This is a genomic window from Azospirillum formosense (genome assembly GCF_040500525.1).
GTDB lineage: Bacteria > Pseudomonadota > Alphaproteobacteria > Azospirillales > Azospirillaceae > Azospirillum > Azospirillum formosense_A.
The window spans coordinates 1,055,124-1,070,946 of sequence record NZ_CP159402.1; the positions used below are offsets into that span (position 1 = coordinate 1,055,124).

A 15,823-nucleotide genomic window follows, 5' to 3' on the forward strand; every position below is an offset into this window, starting at 1 on the left:
TCTGTTTCACTCGTCTTCACCGTTCCGTGCCCATCCCCGTGCGTCAAAAGGAACAGCGTCCATGGCCAACAGCACTTCCCCCATCCGCGTCGGCATTCTCGGTGCGTCCGGTTACACCGGCGCCGAGCTGGTGCGCATGCTTCTCCGCCATCCCGGCGTGGAGATCTGCGCGCTGACGGCCGAGCGACAGGCGGGGAAGCCCATGGCGGAGGTGTTCCCGCATCTGGGCCAGTTCAACCTGCCCGGCCTCGTGAAGATCGAGGAGGTCGCCTGGGACAAGCTGGACGCCGTCTTCTGCGCCCTGCCGCACGGCACGACGCAGGAGGTCATCGCCGGCCTGCCGCGCCACATCAAGGTGGTGGACCTGTCCGCCGATTTCCGCCTGTCCGATCCCGCCGAATACGCCACCTGGTACGGGCATGAACACCGCGCCGTTGACCTCCAGAAGGAGGTCGCCTACGGCCTGACCGAGTTCAACCGTCAGGGCGTGCGCAAGGCGCGCGTGGTCGCCAACCCCGGCTGCTACCCCACCTGCTCGCTGCTGGCCCTGCTGCCGCTGCTGATGGACGAGATGATCGAGCCGGGCGGCATCGTCATCGACGCCAAGTCGGGCGTCTCCGGCGCCGGGCGCGACGCCAAGCAGCAGAACCTCTTCACCGAGGTGTCGGAGGGCTTCAACGCCTACGGCGTCGGCCATCACCGCCACATGCCGGAGATCGAGCAGGAGCTGCGGCTGGCCGCCGGGCGCCCGGTGACGGTCAGCTTCACCCCGCACCTCGTCCCGATGAACCGCGGCATGATGGCAACGATCTACGTCCGCATGGCCGACGGGGTCACCGCCGACGACCTGCGCGCCACCCTGACGGCGCGCTACGAATCGGAGCCCTTCGTGAACGTCACGGCGGCGGGCATCGCCCCGGCGACCCGCCACGTCCGCGCCTCCAACCAGGCGCTGATCGGCGTCTTCCCCGACCGCACCCCGCGCGGCGCCATCATCGTCTCGGTCATCGACAATCTGGTGAAGGGCGCCTCCGGCCAGGCCATCCAGAACATGAACGTCATGTTCGGCCTGGGCGAGACGACCGGCCTGGAGCAGGCCCCGCTGTTCCCGTGACCGAAGAGAAACAGCCTGAGGAAAAACTGCCTGCGATGTCCGGCCTGATATTGCCCTTCCAGGGCACGCATCCGAAGATCGACCCCAGCGTCTATGTGGCGCCGACGGCCTCGGTCATCGGCGACGTGGAGATCGGGCCGGGCAGCAGCGTCTGGTTCGGTTGCACGATCCGCGGCGACGTGAACGAGATCCGAATCGGTGCCCGGACCAACATCCAGGACGGTACCGTCATCCACGTCGCTTCGGCGGGGCAGGGGACCTACATCGGAGACGACGTGTCGATCGGCCACATGGCCCTGTTGCACGCCTGCACGCTGGAGAGTGGCTGCTTCATCGGCATGCAGGCCTGCGTCATGGACGGCGCCTACGTCGAGTCGGGGGCCATGGTGGCCGCCGGGGCCTTGGTGACCCCCGGCAAGCGTGTGGCCGCGGGGCAACTTTGGGCCGGAAGTCCCGCAAGACCCATGCGTGCACTTACGGAAAAGGACACATCTTTCTTCCCGGTAAACGTCCGGAACTACGTGCGGCTTGCTCAAATCTACAGAGAGGGCTAATACCTCTTTAGTGCGTCGCAGCACTGTGGCATACTAGCAACAGTGACACCGGCACGAAACGTGTAGGACTTCCGAAGGGTATGTTTGTACGTGGACAAACCCCACATGTTTCGCGTTTTGTCACGTTACATGCACGCGATAAGTCCTATCGTTTGTGCGATTCGTCCTCCGCGAACCAAGCGGTAGGGAGTGTGTCTCTAAGGGAGTGGAGAAATGAACAGCTTCTTCCGCGCTACCATGGCCGTCGTGCCGGCCGCCGTCGTCGCTTTCGGCCTGACCGCCGGGGCTCAGGCCCAGAGCGCCGACACCGCCGAGTGGTGCAACCCGGTCATCGGCTGGAACGACACCCCGGTCCGCACGGCGGATGGCGGCTACGCCACCCACCAGGGCAGCTACAAGTGCCCGCCGGCCGCCGCTCCGGCGGTTGCCCCGGCCCCGGCCGCCCGCGCCCAGACCGAATACCTCGTGTTCTTCGACTGGGATAAGGCCAACGTCACCCCGGCCGCCGATCGCGTGATCGGCGATGCGGCCGCCGCCATCGGCAAGGGCGCCAACGCCCGCGTCCATGTCGTCGGCCACACCGACACCTCGGGTTCGCCGGCCTACAACCAGCGTCTGTCGGTGCGTCGCGCCGAGGCGGTGAAGCAGGCCCTCGTCTCCAAGGGCATCGCCGCCGGCGCCATCACCACCGAGGGCAAGGGCGAGAGCCAGCTCCTGGTGCAGACCGGCCCGAACGTCCGCGAGCCGTCCAACCGTCGTGCGCAGATCCTGCCGCGCGGTGCGAACGCCCCGTCGTCGTAAGGCGCAGGTTCCCTTTCGGGACACGGAGCCCCGGACCTCGGTCCGGGGCTTTCGCCGACCAAGGAAAAGGCCCCGGACCAATGGTCCGGGGCCTTTTCTTTTCAGCCGTCCCTTTCGGTCCGGACATCCGGAGAGCGGCGGACCGCTCCCGGACGCGGGACATCAGACCCTGGTATCAGAGCCGGAAGGTCAGACGATGCGCACCTTGGCGTAGGAGCCGGGCGCGTCCTCCAGGACGGGCAGGCCGCCCTTGGCCGGGTCGCGCGCCGGGACCTTGCCGTTGGAGAAGGTGGAGACCCAGTTGTTCCACTCCGGCCACCAGGAGCCGGGGGTCTGCTCCGACGAGGCCAGCCAGTCGTCGGACGCCTTCGGCAGCTTGGCGTTGGTCCAGTAGCAGTACTTGCCGGCGGCCGGCGGGTTCACCACGCCGGCGATGTGGCCGGAGGCCGCCAGCACGAACTTCACCGGGCCGGAGAACAGGTGGGCGCCCATGTAGGTGGACTTCCACGGCGCGATGTGGTCTTCGCGGGCCGACAGGAAGAAGGACGGGGTCTTGACGTTGCGCAGGTCGATCGGCACGCCGCCCAGCGACACCCCGCCCGGCTGCGCCAGAAGGTTCTTCTGGTACATGTTGCGCAGATAGAAGCTGTGCATCGCCGCCGGCATGCGGGTCGAATCGCTGTTCCAGTAGAGCAGGTCGAACGGGAACGGGTCCTTGCCGAGCAGGTAGTTGTTCACCACGAACGACCAGATCAGGTCGTTGGCGCGCAGCATGTTGAAGGTGGTCGCCATCTTCGAGCCGTCCAGGTAGCCCTGCTGGGCCATCTGGCTCTCGATCATGGTGAGCTGCTCCTCGTCGATGAAGACCGACAGCTCGCCGGCTTCGGTGAAGTCCAGCATGGTGGTGAAGAAGGTGGCCGACTTGATGCGGTCGTCCTTCTTGGCGGCCATGTAGGACAGGGTGGAGGCCAGCAGCGTGCCGCCCAGGCAGTAGCCGATGGCGTTCACGTCCTTCTCGCCGGTCACCTTCTCGATGGCGTCCAGAGCGGCCAGGACGCCCTCGAACATGTAGTCCTCGAAGCCCTTCTGGGCCAGCTTCTCATCCGGGTTCACCCAGGACAGGACGAAGACGCTGTGGCCCTGGTCCACCGCCCACTTGATGAAGCTGTTCTTCTCGCGCAGATCCAGGATGTAATACTTGTTGATCCAGGGCGGCACGATCATCAGCGGCCGCTTGTTCACCTCCGGCGTGGTCGGGGTGTACTGGATCAGCTGCATCAGGTCGGTCTGGAAGACGACCTTGCCCGGGGTCACGGCGATGTTCTTGCCGACCTGGAAGGCGTCGTAATCGGTCATGGAGATGCGCAGCTCGCCCTTGCCGCGCTCCAGGTCCTTCAGAAGGTGCTCCAACCCCTTCACGAGGTTCTCGCCGCCCGTCTCGATGGTCGTGCGCAGCACCTCCGGGTTCGTCATGACGAAGTTGGAGGGCGCCATCGCGTCGACGAACTGGCGGGTGTAGAAGTCGACCTTCTTGGCCGTGTGGTCGTCCAGGCCGTCCACCCCGTTGACCGTGGACTGCATCCACCGCGCCGACAGCAGGTAGGACTGCTTGATGAAGTCGAACAGGGTGTTCTCGTCCCAGGCCGAATCCTTGAAGCGGCGGTCGTCCTTCGCCGGGGCGATGACCGGCTGGGCCTCCTGGCCGAAGAAGCGCTGGGTGGTGCGCTGCCACAGGGTCAGGTAGTCCTGCCACAGCGTCATCTGCGCCTTCATCAGCTTGGCCGGGTCGGCCATCATGCGCGTGGTCATTTCCAGGAACGCATGGCCGACGCCCATCGGGTCGGGGTTCTTCGCGCCGACGCCGTCCGAGGCCTGACGGGACAGGAATTCGGTGACCAGCCGCTGGCTCTGCTCGGCGATGCGGGTCATCGCCCGCGACATCTCCACCGGGTCGGGAAGCTTGACGTCAGGGGCCTGGTTTTCGGCCATTGGTGCGGTCCTTCTTCTTTAGGCGAGTTTTAGGCTTCAGGAGGGACGTTGTGCGGTTTATACAGTGCCTGCCGGAAGTCTGTTCGGTCGGAGTGCGGTCCGGTCCTGGCATCGCGACCTGGTTATGCCATGTCCGTTCGAGCCGGGGTCCGTCATACACCTCTCGTATGAAGATTTCATTTCGCCCACCACCGTTCAAGCGGCTGGATGGGTTCGGATGTGGGGTTCGCAGAATGGAAACGGGTATCCGACGCGGCTTGGTTGCGAAGGCAGGCCGCCTGGGGCCGGCCCTGTCCGTCCTGGTTGTTTTCGCCCTGCCGGCCTGCAGCGACCGCGTGCTCGACACGGGGCTGGTCGGCGCCGTGACCGGTCGCGACGTGCCCAGCCAGGAATCGCCGGTGCGCGGCATGTCCGGCGCGAACCGGGAATACCCCAACCTCGGCACCGTCCCGCCGCGCCCCACCGACCTGCGGACGGAGGCGCAGCGCCAGCAGGATCTGGACCGTCTGGCCCAGGACCGCGCCGCCGCCAAGACCATGCTGCCGACCCCCATGGACGTTCCCCCGCCGCCGGACATCACGCCTGGACAGCCAAGCGCCGGGAAGCCCGCCGCCGGAAAGCCCAATTGAGGGCCGGGGTGTAGCAAAGGGCGGGCGCCGCCAGTAATCCGTAAGTATACCTATGCGGAGCGTCCTTCGGCCTTTGATGGCGTCCCATGGAAGGAAAGGGACGCGCCGGTCTTGGCCCGGTCGATGCGCAGTTACGAAGGCGGTGGCGCGGACCACGGAGCACCCATTGCTGCTGCCAAGGTGGAAAAACTACGTCTTGCGGCGGCGGGTCCGCAACAGATTTTCAAACTGCGACTATTTGGCGCGTCGGCTTCGCTTCAGGTTGGGAGGGCTCCCCGGCCTGCCGGCCATGGCGCGCGGCCATGGCGTCGCGGCATGACCGCCCTGCGCCGCCCGTGGTTGCCGGAAATTATAAGGCGCCCTTACAATAAGGGATGCTTGATGAATCCCCCTTCGGAATGATCCTGATCGACTGCGCGCGGCTTCTGCGCGCGCGGTTCGACCGTGCCCTGGACGACGCCCGGCTCGGCCTCACGGCGGGGGAGGCGCGGGCACTGGTTTATGTCTGCCGCCACCCCGGCTCGCGCCAGACGGTGCTGGCGACCCACATGTGGGTTGAGCCGATGACCCTGGTCGGCTTCCTCGACCGTCTGGAGGCGCGCGGGCTGGTGGTTCGCGAGCCGGACCCGGCGGACCGCCGCGCCAAGATCGTCCAGCCGACCCCGCAGGCCGAGCCGCTGGCGCTCCAGGTCCTGGAGGCCTTCCGCACCGAGCGTGAGTCGGCCATGGCCGACCTCTCGGCGGAGGAGATCGAGCAGCTCAAGGACATGCTGGCCCGCCTGCGCAACCGCATGATCGCCGACGATCGCGGCGGGGCCGGCCAATGAGCCGCCCGCCCGTCCAGGCCGACGCGCCCGCCATGACGGAGACGCGGACGGCCGTCATCGGAACGCTGATCGTCACGCTGGGTCCGCTCAGCCTCGCGCTCTACACGCCGGCCCTGCCGATGCTGGTGGAGGCGTTTCAGTCCACCCCGGCGGCGCTGAAGCTGACGCTCTCCGTCTATTTCTTCGGCTTCGCCTTTTCGCAGCTCGCCTGCGGGCCGCTGTCCGACGCCTACGGTCGGCGGCCGGTCGCCCTGGCCTTCTTCGTCACCTATGTCCTGGGCAGCGTGGTGGCGGCGCTGTCGGGCAGCATCGAGTGGCTGCTGGTCGGGCGGGCCCTGCAGGGCATCGGGGCGGCGGCGGGCATCGCCATCTCCCGCGCCATCGTCCGCGACCAATTCACCGGTCAGCGGTCTGCGCGCATCCTGAACCTGATCGGCCTGATGCTGGCCATCGTGCCGGCGGTGGCGCCGACGCTCGGCGGGGTGATCCTGGGCACGGTGGGCTGGCACGCCATCTTCGTGGTGATGACGCTCTACGGCATCGCCGTGCTGACCGTCTTCGCGCTGGGCACGGCGGAGACCAACCGGACGCGCGACCGTTCGGCGGCGCGGCCCGGGCCGGTGATCCGCAACTACCGGACCCTGCTGACCGACCGGCGCTTCATGCGGGCGGGGCTGGTGCTCGGCACGACGCTGGGCGGCCTCTACACCATGGCGGCGCTGCTGCCCTTCGTGATGATCGAGCGGGTGGGGCTGAGCCCGACCGTCTTCGGCTTCGCCATGCTGCTGCAGACCGGCTCCTACACGCTGGGGGCGACGCTGGCCGGGCGGCTGCTGCGCCGGGTGGACGCGATGCGGCTGATCCCCTACGGGCTGGCCTGCGTGGCCGTGGGCGGGCTCGGCTTCGCCCTGGCGCCCCTGACCGGCGACCCGACCGTGGCGAGCGTGATGGGGCCGACCGCGGTCTGGGCCTTCGGCATCGCCCTGGTCATGCCCGGGGCGACCAGCGACGCCCTGGCCGGCTTCCCCCGCATGGCGGGAGCGGCCTCGGCGCTGATCGGCTTCATGCAGATCGGCGGCGGGCTGGCGGGCACCGCGGTGGCCGCCCTGTTCGCCGATCCCTACACCGCGACGACGGCCATCATGCCGGGCCTCGCCCTGCTGTCGCTGCTGTCCTACGGGCTGCTGCGCGTCCCGGCGTCCCGGCGCGGCCACCCGGCCAAGCCCGCCCGGCCGGAGGACCTGGAGGTCGCCGTGGACCCCGTCGCCCTGATCGGCGCCGGCGGGGAGGAGATCGAGGAGGCACTGCACCAGCGCCGGGCCTCCGGTCGCAAGGGAGGCTGAAGACGGGCTTGGGCGTCCGGGATGCCTTGGGCAGCGCAGGAATGCGTCCGGACGCGAATTTTACCTCGCTTCTGAAGATGCGGGGCGGTAGATAAGTGGTCCCGGTCCGCAAATATGGGTTCGTGGCGTGGCCGGACAAGGCTTCGGAGCGTCCATGAGCGATTCAGAATTCCACCGGATCAAGCGGCTTCCGCCCTACGTCTTCGCCGAAGTGAACGCCATGAAGGCGCGAGCCCGAGCTGCCGGCGAGGACATCATCGACCTCGGCATGGGCAACCCGGACCAGCCGACGCCCCAGCACATCGTCGACAAGCTGATCGAGGCCGTGCGCGATCCCAAGACGCACCGCTATTCGAACTCCCGCGGCATCCCCGGCCTGCGCAAGGCGCACGCGGCCTATTACAAGCGCCGCTTCAACGTGGACGTCGACCCGGAGTCGGAGTGCATCGTCACCATCGGCTCGAAGGAGGGCCTGGCCAACCTCGCCCAGGCGATCACCAGCCCCGGCGACATCATTCTGGTGCCGAACCCCAGCTACCCGATCCATCCCTTCGGCTTCATCCTGGCCGGCGCCTCGGTGCGCCATCTGCCGGTGGGGCAGGCCAACGGCACCTCCACCGACATCGACAGCTTCATGATCATGCTGGAGCGCGCCGTGCGCCACAGCGTGCCGAAGCCGCTGGCGCTGGTGCTGAACTACCCGTCCAACCCGACGGCGGAGGTGGTGGGGCTCGACTTCTACCGCCCGATCGTCGAGTTCTGCCGCAAGCACGGCATCTACATCCTGTCGGATCTGGCCTACGCCGAGGTCTTCTTCGATGGTGACCCGCCGCCCTCGATCCTGGAGATCCCGGAGGCGCGCGAGGTGGCCGTCGAGTTCACCTCGATGTCGAAGACCTATTCGATGGCCGGCTGGCGCATCGGCTTCGCCACCGGCAACAAGAAGCTCATCACCGCGTTGGCCCGCATCAAGTCGTATCTGGACTACGGCGCCTTCACGCCGATCCAGGTCGCCGCGACGGCCGCGCTGAACGGCCCGCAGGATTGCGTGGAGCAGGTGCGCACCATGTACCGCCAGCGCCGCGACGTGATGATCGAGGGGCTGGCCTCGGCCGGCTGGACGGTGCCGAGCCCGTCGGCCTCGATGTTCGCCTGGGCGCCGATCCCGGAGCCTTTCGCCCATCTCGGCTCGCTGGAATTCTCCAAGCTGCTGCTGCAGGAGGCCAAGGTGGCCGTGGCGCCGGGCGTCGGCTTCGGCGAATACGGCGACGGCCATGTCCGTCTGGCGCTGGTGGAGAACGTCCACCGCATCCGCCAGGCGACCCGCAACATCAAGGAGTTCTTCCGCTCCAACGCCGCCGGTGCGGCGGCGAGCAAGGACCCGGCGGCGCGCGCCGCCCTCCTCGACCCGGAGAAAGCGAAAGTCTGATGTCCGACTCCCACAAAACAGGCCCCCTGAAAATCGCCGTCGCGGGCCTGGGCACGGTCGGCGCGGGCGTTCTGAAGCTTCTGGAGCGGCAGGCCGACCTGATCGAGCAGCGCTGCGGCCGCCGCATCGAGGTGGTGGCGGTCAGCGCCCGCTCGCGCGGCAAGGATCGCGGCGTCGACCTGTCGGCGGTCGAGTGGCACGACGATCCGGTGGCGCTCGCCGCCCATCCCGGCGTGGATGTAGTGGTCGAGCTGATCGGCGGGTCCGAGGGGCCGGCGAAGGAGACGGTCGAGCTGGCGCTGGAGCGGGGGCGCCACGTCGTCACCGCCAACAAGGCGCTGCTCGCCCATCACGGCACCGCGCTCGCGGCCAAGGCGGAGGCCGCCGGCCTCGCCATCGGATTCGAGGCGGCGGTGGCCGGCGGCATCCCGATCATCAAGGGGCTGCGCGAGGGGCTGGCGGGCAACCGGGTGTCGGAGGTGCACGGCATCCTCAACGGCACCTGCAACTACATCCTGACCGAGATGCGCACCACCGGCCGCGACTTCGCGGACGTGCTGGCCGATGCGCAGAAGCTGGGCTACGCGGAAGCCGACCCGAGCTTCGACATCGACGGCGTGGACGCGGCGCACAAGCTGGCGATCCTGACGTCGGTGGCTTTCGGCACGCCGGTGGACTTCCAGAACGTCCATGTCGAGGGCATCCGCCACGTCTCGGCCGTCGACTTCGACTACGCCGACGCGCTCGGCTACCGGATCAAGCTGCTGGGCATCGCCCGGCGCACCGATCACGGGATCGAGCAGCGCGTGCACCCCTGCATGGTGCCGAAGGCGGCGCCCATCGCGGCGGTGGACGGCGTGTTCAACGCCGTGATCGCCCAGGGCGACTTCGTCGACCGCGTGCTGTTCGTCGGCCGCGGCGCCGGCGAGGGGCCGACGGCCTCGGCCGTGGTCGCCGACCTGATCGACATCGCCCGCGGCCGCTCCACCCCCACCTTCGGCGTGCCGGCGGCCCAGCTTTCCGAGGCCCAGCCGTCGCCGATGGAGGCCCGCCGGGGGTCGTACTACGTACGCCTGATGGTCGTGGACCGCCCCGGCGTGATAGCGGATGTTGCGGCGGCCATGCGCGACCAGAACGTCTCCATGGAGCAGTTCCTGCAGCGCGGGCGCGCCCCCGGCGAAGCGGTGCCGGTGGTCCTGACCACCCATGACACCGACGAGGCGGCCATGCAGCGCGCGCTTGCCACCATCGCCGCCAAGGAGTCGGTGGTCGAGCCGCCGCGCATGATCCGCATCGAACAGTTTTGACCGAACCATAGAAGAACCGAGCATCGATTCGGGGGAGAACAACCAATGTCCGTTCATGTCGACCTGTCCGGTATGGACCGGAACCTGGCTCTGGAAGCCGTCCGCGTCACCGAGGCCGCCGCGCTGTCCGCGTCGCTGCTGATGGGCCGCGGTGACGAGAAGCTTGCCGACCAGGCCGCGGTCGACGCCATGCGCCAGGCGCTCAACACCCTCTACATCGACGGCACCGTCGTGATCGGCGAGGGCGAGCGCGACGAGGCGCCCATGCTCTACATCGGCGAGAAGGTCGGCGCCGGCATCGGCCGCGGACCGAAGGTCGACATCGCGCTCGACCCGCTGGAAGGCACCACCATCTGCGCCACCGGCGGCCCGAACTCGCTGGCCGTCATCGCCATGGCGGACGAGGGCGGCTTCCTGAACGCTCCGGACGTCTACATGGACAAGATCGCCGTCGGCTCCGGCCTGCCGGAAGGCGTGGTCGATCTCGACGAGACGCCGGCCAACAACCTCAAGGCCCTGGCCAAGGCCAAGGGCACCGAGGTGCAGGAACTGCTGGTCTGCATCCTGAACCGTCCGCGCCACGCCGAGCTGATCGCCCGCGTCCGCGAGGCCGGCGCGCGCATCATGCTGATCAACGACGGCGACGTCTCGGGCGTGATCGCCACCAGCCAGGTCGGCACCGGCGTCGACATGTATGTCGGCTCCGGCGGCGCGCCGGAGGGCGTTCTGGCCGCGGCGGCGCTGCGCTGCATCGGCGGCCAGTTCCAGGGCCGTCTGTTGTTCCGCAACGACGACGAGAAGGCCCGCGCCGCCCGCTGGGGCGTCAAGGACCTCAACAAGAAGTACAGCCTGACCGAGCTGGCCAGCGGCAACGTCATGTTCGCCGCGACCGGCGTCACCGACGGCGCCATGCTGCGCGGCGTCCGCCGCTTCCCCGGCGGGGCGACGACCCATTCGGTGATCATGCGCTCCAAGTCGGGCACCGTGCGCTACGTCGAGGCGCACCACAACCTGCAGCGCAAGCCGAGCATGGCCTGAGGCCGGGCAAGGAAAAAAAGGGGCGCGCGGTGGCCTGCCGCGCGCCCCTTTCCTTTTCTCGCGACTACAGACCCTTCCGCCGCCGTCCCTCGGCGTCGGCGGCCTTCATGGCGGCCAGCACGCGTCGCGGGGTGATCTCGTGCGGCTCGTTGTGGATGGTCTCGCCCTCCGCGCAGGCCCGCTCCGCCGCCAGCAGAAGCCGGTCGTCGGACACGTCGCCAAGGCCGATCTCGGCCAGCGTCGTCGGCAGCCCGACCGCCTTGCAGAAGCCGTAGACCTCGTCCAGCACCGCCGGCGGCCGGTCGGTCAGGATCAGCAGCGTCAGCGTGCCGAAGGCGACCTTCTCGCCGTGCCAGTAATGGTGCGTTTCCTCCAGGACGGTCAGGCCGTTGTGGACGGCGTGCGCCGCCGCCAGCCCGCCGCTCTCGAAGCCCAGCCCGCTCAGCAGCGTGTTGGCCTCGACGATGCGCTCCAGCGCTGGGGTGACCACGCCCTGTTCGCAGGCCGATTTGGCGAGCACGCCATACTCCAGCAGCGTGTCGTAGCACAGCCGGGCCAGGGCGAAAGCGGTCATCGGGCCGACGCGCCCGGTCATGTTGCCGCCGCGCTTGATGCGGCAGTCCTCCGCCTCGAACCAGGTGGACAACGCGTCGCCCATGCCGGAGACGAGGAAGCGCACCGGGGCGTTCGCCACCACGCCGGTGTCGACCAGGACAAGCTCCGGGTTGCGCGGCAGCACGAGGTAGCGCTTGAAGGCGCCTTCCGGCGTGTAGATCACCGACAGGGCGCTGCACGGCGCGTCGGTGGAGGCGAGCGTCGGGACGATGGCGGTGCGCGCGTCCAGCGCGTGGGCGACCGCCTTGGCGGTGTCGAGCGCCTTGCCGCCACCGATGCCGGCCACGGTGTCGGCGCCCATGGCGCGGGCGATGCCGACCAGCCGGTCGATCTCCTCGTCGGAGCATTCGCCCCGGAATTCCTGGATGTTCAGGTCGACGCGCCCGGCGGCGGCGTCAACCAGCCGGCCCTTGAGCGTCTTCAGGACGAAGCCGTCGGTGATGGCCAGAACCGTCTTGCCCAGCCGGGCCAGATCCTCCCCAAGGTTGTCGAGGGCGCCGTTGCCCTGAACGTAGCGGGCTGGAAAGATCGCCGTGGTGATCATGGTTCCCTCCTCCGCGTGATGATGATCACAGTGGAGCAGGACGATTCTCCACCCGCAATGACCTGCCTCAAGTTGCGGTGCGGCAAGTGGTCCTGCCACCTTTGCGTACAGACGCGACGGTGGCGGCGCGGTCGGCGGTCCCCATCCGCTGGCCCGCTTGTCCCCCATCTGCTATGGCTTCGGCCTTTCCGATCCGTGGCATTCTGGGCAGCATGACCGACACCGTTCCCCCCTTCCTGAACGTCGCCCATTCCCTGTCCGGCAAGCGCTGGCAGGCGCGGCCCTACGACGAGCGGCTGGCCTGGGGGCTGGCGCAGGGGCGCGGGCTGCCGGAGATCGTCGGAAGGGTGCTCGCCGCCCGCGGGGTGACGGAGGAGGCCTGCGACGGCTTCCTGAACCCGACGCTGAAGGCGCTGCTGCCCGACCCCTCCCGCTTCAAGGACATGGACGTCGCGGCGGAGCGCATCGCCCGCGCGATCATGGACGGCGAGCCGGTGGCCGTCTTCGGTGACTACGACGTGGACGGGGCCACCTCCTCCGCGCTTCTGCGGCGCTTTTTCCGGGCGGTGGGGGCCGACCTGCGGATCTACGTGCCCGACCGCATGAAGGAGGGCTACGGTCCCAATGGTCCGGCGCTGCTGCGGCTGAAGGCCGAGGGCGTGCGGCTGGTGGTGACGGTCGATTGCGGAATCTCCGCCTTCGCGGCGCTGGAGGCGGCGGCGGAGGCCGGGCTGGAGGTGGTGGTGCTTGACCATCACGCGGCGGAACCGCGCCTGCCGCCGGCCGTCGCCCTCGTCAACCCGAACCGGCTGGACGAGGACGGCGCCTACCGGACGCTGTGCGCGGCGGGGGTGACCTTCCTGACCGTGGTGGCGGTGAACCGGGCGCTGCGCGGCGCCGGATTCTACGCGGGCCGGAACGAGCCGAACCTGATGGAGTGGCTCGACCTCGTGGCGCTGGGCACGGTGTGCGACGTGGTTCCCCTGACCGGGCTGAACCGGGCGCTGGTGGCGCAGGGGCTGAAGGTGATGGCGCGGCGCGCCAACCCCGGCCTGTCCGCCCTGTCCGACGTCGCCGGGGTCAAGGAGAAGCCGGACGCCTACCACGCCGGCTTCGTGCTCGGCCCGCGGGTCAACGCCGGCGGGCGGGTCGGCGCGTCGGACCTCGGGGCGCGCCTGCTCTCCACCGACGACCCCATGGAGGCGATGGAACTGGCCCAGAAGCTGGAGGCCCACAACGCCGAGCGCCGCGCGGTGGAGCAGGGCGTGCTGGCCGACGCCATGGCCCGGCTCGAAGAACACGCCGAGGAGCTGGCCGAGCTGGTCTTCGTGGCGGGGGAGGGCTGGCATCCCGGCGTCATCGGCATCGTCGCCAGCCGTCTGAAGGAGCGCTACAGCCGCCCCGCCTGCGTCATCGCGCTGGAGGAGGGGGCGGACGGCACGGTGATCGGCAAAGCTTCGGGCCGCTCGGTGCGCGGGGTCGATCTCGGGGCGGCGGTGATCGCGGCGCGTCAGGAAGGGCTGCTGATGGCCGGCGGCGGACACCGCATGGCGGCGGGTTTCACCGTGGCGGGGAACAAGCTGGCCGACCTCCAGGCCTTCCTGACCGGCCGCGTCGCCGAACAGGTCGCCGCGGCCCCGCTGGTGCCGACGCTGGAACTGGACGGCGCGCTGTCCGTGGGGGCGGCGAACGCCGCGTTGGTGGACCGGTTGAACCAGCTCGGTCCCTTCGGCACCGGCAACGCCGAGCCGCGCTTCGCCGTCACCGATGCCCGCGTGGTGCGGGCGGACGTGGTCGGGGCGAATCACGTCCGCTGCATCCTGCAGGGCGGCGACGGCGCCCGGCTGAAGGCCATCGCCTTCCGCGCGCTGGACAGCGAAATGGGAAAAGCCCTGCTGATGGGCCGCGGATCGCCCTTCCACCTCGCCGGCGTCCTGCGCATCGACCGCTGGAACGGGGCGGAGGGAGTCCAGCTGCTGATCGACGACGCCGCACCTTCGCAAACCATGTGAATGCAAACAAATTCGACGCGGTGACGGTGCATGGGGGGCATACGCGAACGGGGTAGAAAGGAGTTGGAAAAAACGCTTGCGCTCGGCCCGTCATCCCATTAGTAATCCCGCCACGCCAACGACGTCCCCATCGTCTAGAGGCCTAGGACACCGCCCTTTCACGGCGGCGACAGGGGTTCGAATCCCCTTGGGGACGCCACCTTCTCACAGGTTGGCACCGGTTTCGAAAGCTCAGCCCTTGGCTGAGCTTTTGTCGTTTCAGGTGAACTTTTCCAGTCCTTTGCCGGCTGCGGGCAGCCCGACCGGCGTGACGTGGCCGCCAACGTCTCCCGCCCGCTGAAATAGCGCCAAGCGGCGGTTTCCAGGGGCGACCCCGTGGACTACCGTTCCTCACGCCCTCCGACAGGGCCAAGGGAACGGGAGACATCCATGACCATTCCGACAACACGCCTTCCTTCGGGAACCGCCGTGCCGGTGCTCGGCCAGGGCACTTGGTACATGGGCGAGGACAGCCGCGACCGCGCGCGGGAGGTGGCGGCGCTGCGGCTCGGCCTCGACCTCGGCATGACGCTGATCGACACGGCGGAAATGTACGCCGACGGCGGGGCGGAGGAGGTGGTCGGCGAGGCCATCGCCGGGCGCCGCGACGAGGTGTTTCTGGTCAGCAAGGTGCTGCCGATGAACGCCAGCCGCCGCGGCACCGTCGCCGCCTGCGAACGCAGCCTGACGCGCCTGCGCACCGACCGCATCGACCTGTATTTGCTGCATTGGCGCGGCAGCCACGACTTCTCCGAGACGATCGCGGCCTTCGACACGCTGATGCGCGACGGCAAGATCGGCGGATGGGGCGTCAGCAACCTCGATCTTCAGGACATGGAGGAACTGGTCGGCGCGCCGGGCGGGGAGGGCGTGCAGGCCAACCAGCTTCTCTACAACCTGACCCGCCGCGGCATCGAATACGACCTGCAGCCCTGGTGCCGGGGGCGGGGAATTCCGATCATGGCCTATTCGCCCATCGAGCAGGGGCGGATGCTGCGCCACCCGGAGCTTCGCCGCATCGCCGACCGGCACGGCGTGACGCCGGCGCAGGTTGGGCTGGCTTGGCTGCTCCGCCAGGATGGAGTGATCACCATCCCCAAGGCGTCGGACCCCGCCCATGTTCGCGACAACCGGGCCGCCGCCGACCTGCGGCTCGACGGCCAAGACCTCGCGGACCTCGACCGGGCCTTCCCGCCACCGCGCGGACCGCGCCCGCTGGAGATGCTGTAACGCGGCGAAGCGCCGCGCTTGCGGTGGCGGACTCGATTTCCTCGGCCGAATGGCCTATCTATGCTGCATTGCGGAATCAGGGATGCCTGGGTCCGCTCTGCGGCTCATCTGGGAATCGAAGCATGCTCGCCATCGTTCTTCTGTCCATGCTGCTGTCGGGCTTCGCCATCGTCGTGGCGCGGATCCTGACCGCTGAGGTCGCCGCCGCCGGCATGCCGGTCCGCGATCCCTGGTCGCCCGGTCATCTCCGTCGGGTCAAGAAGGCGCGCAAGGCGCAGGAGGAGATCGAGGGCGGCCCGTCCTGGGCGTCGTTCCCCCGCGCGCTCTGACCTCCTCCCCCAACGGTCCCTCC

14 protein-coding genes and 1 tRNA gene are annotated in these 15,823 nt (G+C 68.8%); 13 read left to right on the top strand and 2 right to left on the bottom strand.

What is annotated here, in order from left to right; genetic code table 11:
- Positions 1 to 61 precede the first annotated feature (61 nt).
- The 3 genes from argC (at position 62) to ABVN73_RS05020 (ending at position 2,469) form a co-directional block, all read left to right on the top strand.
- Positions 62 to 1,114 carry an N-acetyl-gamma-glutamyl-phosphate reductase gene (argC, locus tag ABVN73_RS05010; RefSeq protein WP_109070211.1) on the top strand — a complete coding sequence of 351 codons (1,053 nt, stop codon included), beginning with the start codon at positions 62 to 64 and terminating at the stop codon, positions 1,112 to 1,114.
- 35 nt (positions 1,115 to 1,149) lie between these two features.
- The gene (locus ABVN73_RS05015; protein WP_353859461.1) at positions 1,150 to 1,668 is read left to right on the top strand and encodes a gamma carbonic anhydrase family protein; all 519 of its coding nucleotides are present in this window, start codon (positions 1,150 to 1,152) and stop codon (positions 1,666 to 1,668) included.
- 213 nt (positions 1,669 to 1,881) lie between these two features.
- Entirely contained in the window at positions 1,882 to 2,469 is a 588-nt protein-coding gene (locus ABVN73_RS05020) for an OmpA family protein (protein ID WP_035673278.1), read from the top strand.
- Between the two features lie 189 nt (positions 2,470 to 2,658).
- On the opposite strand, the gene phaC is transcribed toward ABVN73_RS05020, so the two are convergent.
- Positions 2,659 to 4,458: a class I poly(R)-hydroxyalkanoic acid synthase gene (gene phaC, locus ABVN73_RS05025; RefSeq protein WP_353859189.1), complete on the bottom strand. Its 1,800-nt coding sequence runs from the start codon at positions 4,456 to 4,458 to the stop codon at positions 2,659 to 2,661.
- 257 nt (positions 4,459 to 4,715) lie between these two features.
- Between phaC and ABVN73_RS05030 the strand changes: the two genes are divergently transcribed.
- From ABVN73_RS05030 to glpX, 6 genes are all read left to right on the top strand, one after another.
- The gene (locus ABVN73_RS05030; protein ID WP_353859190.1) at positions 4,716 to 5,087 is read left to right on the top strand and encodes a hypothetical protein; all 372 of its coding nucleotides are present in this window, start codon (positions 4,716 to 4,718) and stop codon (positions 5,085 to 5,087) included.
- Positions 5,088 to 5,461: 374 nt separating this feature from the next.
- A complete protein-coding gene (locus ABVN73_RS05035) occupies positions 5,462 to 5,914 on the top strand; it encodes a MarR family transcriptional regulator (protein ID WP_353859191.1) in 453 nt (150 codons plus the stop codon).
- Positions 5,911 to 7,257: a multidrug effflux MFS transporter gene (locus ABVN73_RS05040; protein WP_353859192.1), complete on the top strand. Its 1,347-nt coding sequence runs from the start codon at positions 5,911 to 5,913 to the stop codon at positions 7,255 to 7,257. The genes ABVN73_RS05035 and ABVN73_RS05040 overlap by 4 nt, the downstream gene beginning before the upstream one ends.
- Before the next feature lie 154 nt (positions 7,258 to 7,411).
- On the top strand, positions 7,412 to 8,686 hold the full coding sequence (locus ABVN73_RS05045; protein WP_353859193.1) for an LL-diaminopimelate aminotransferase: 1,275 nt from the start codon (positions 7,412 to 7,414) through the stop codon (positions 8,684 to 8,686).
- On the top strand, positions 8,686 to 9,993 hold the full coding sequence (locus ABVN73_RS05050; RefSeq protein ID WP_353859194.1) for a homoserine dehydrogenase: 1,308 nt from the start codon (positions 8,686 to 8,688) through the stop codon (positions 9,991 to 9,993). Before ABVN73_RS05045 ends, ABVN73_RS05050 begins: the two co-directional genes overlap by 1 nt.
- Positions 9,994 to 10,038: 45 nt before the next feature.
- On the top strand, positions 10,039 to 11,031 hold the full coding sequence (gene glpX, locus ABVN73_RS05055; RefSeq protein WP_172428683.1) for a class II fructose-bisphosphatase: 993 nt from the start codon (positions 10,039 to 10,041) through the stop codon (positions 11,029 to 11,031).
- Between the two features lie 64 nt (positions 11,032 to 11,095).
- Here the strand turns inward: glpX and ABVN73_RS05060 are convergent, their stop codons facing one another.
- Complete coding sequence (locus ABVN73_RS05060; RefSeq protein WP_353859195.1) at positions 11,096 to 12,190, bottom strand: glycerol dehydrogenase; 1,095 nt, start codon at positions 12,188 to 12,190, stop codon at positions 11,096 to 11,098.
- 212 nt (positions 12,191 to 12,402) lie between these two features.
- Here ABVN73_RS05060 and recJ point away from each other — a divergent pair, with 212 nt between their 5' ends.
- From recJ to ABVN73_RS05080, 4 genes are all read left to right on the top strand, one after another.
- Positions 12,403 to 14,202: a single-stranded-DNA-specific exonuclease RecJ gene (recJ, locus tag ABVN73_RS05065; RefSeq protein ID WP_353859196.1), complete on the top strand. Its 1,800-nt coding sequence runs from the start codon at positions 12,403 to 12,405 to the stop codon at positions 14,200 to 14,202.
- A gap of 123 nt (positions 14,203 to 14,325) precedes the next feature.
- Positions 14,326 to 14,401 (top strand) — tRNA-Glu (locus ABVN73_RS05070).
- A 230-nt stretch (positions 14,402 to 14,631) separates the two neighbouring features.
- Entirely contained in the window at positions 14,632 to 15,471 is an 840-nt protein-coding gene (locus tag ABVN73_RS05075) for an aldo/keto reductase (RefSeq protein WP_353859197.1), read from the top strand.
- A 122-nt stretch (positions 15,472 to 15,593) separates the two neighbouring features.
- Positions 15,594 to 15,800: a hypothetical protein gene (locus ABVN73_RS05080; protein WP_353859198.1), complete on the top strand. Its 207-nt coding sequence runs from the start codon at positions 15,594 to 15,596 to the stop codon at positions 15,798 to 15,800.
- Positions 15,801 to 15,823: the final 23 nt, after the last annotated feature.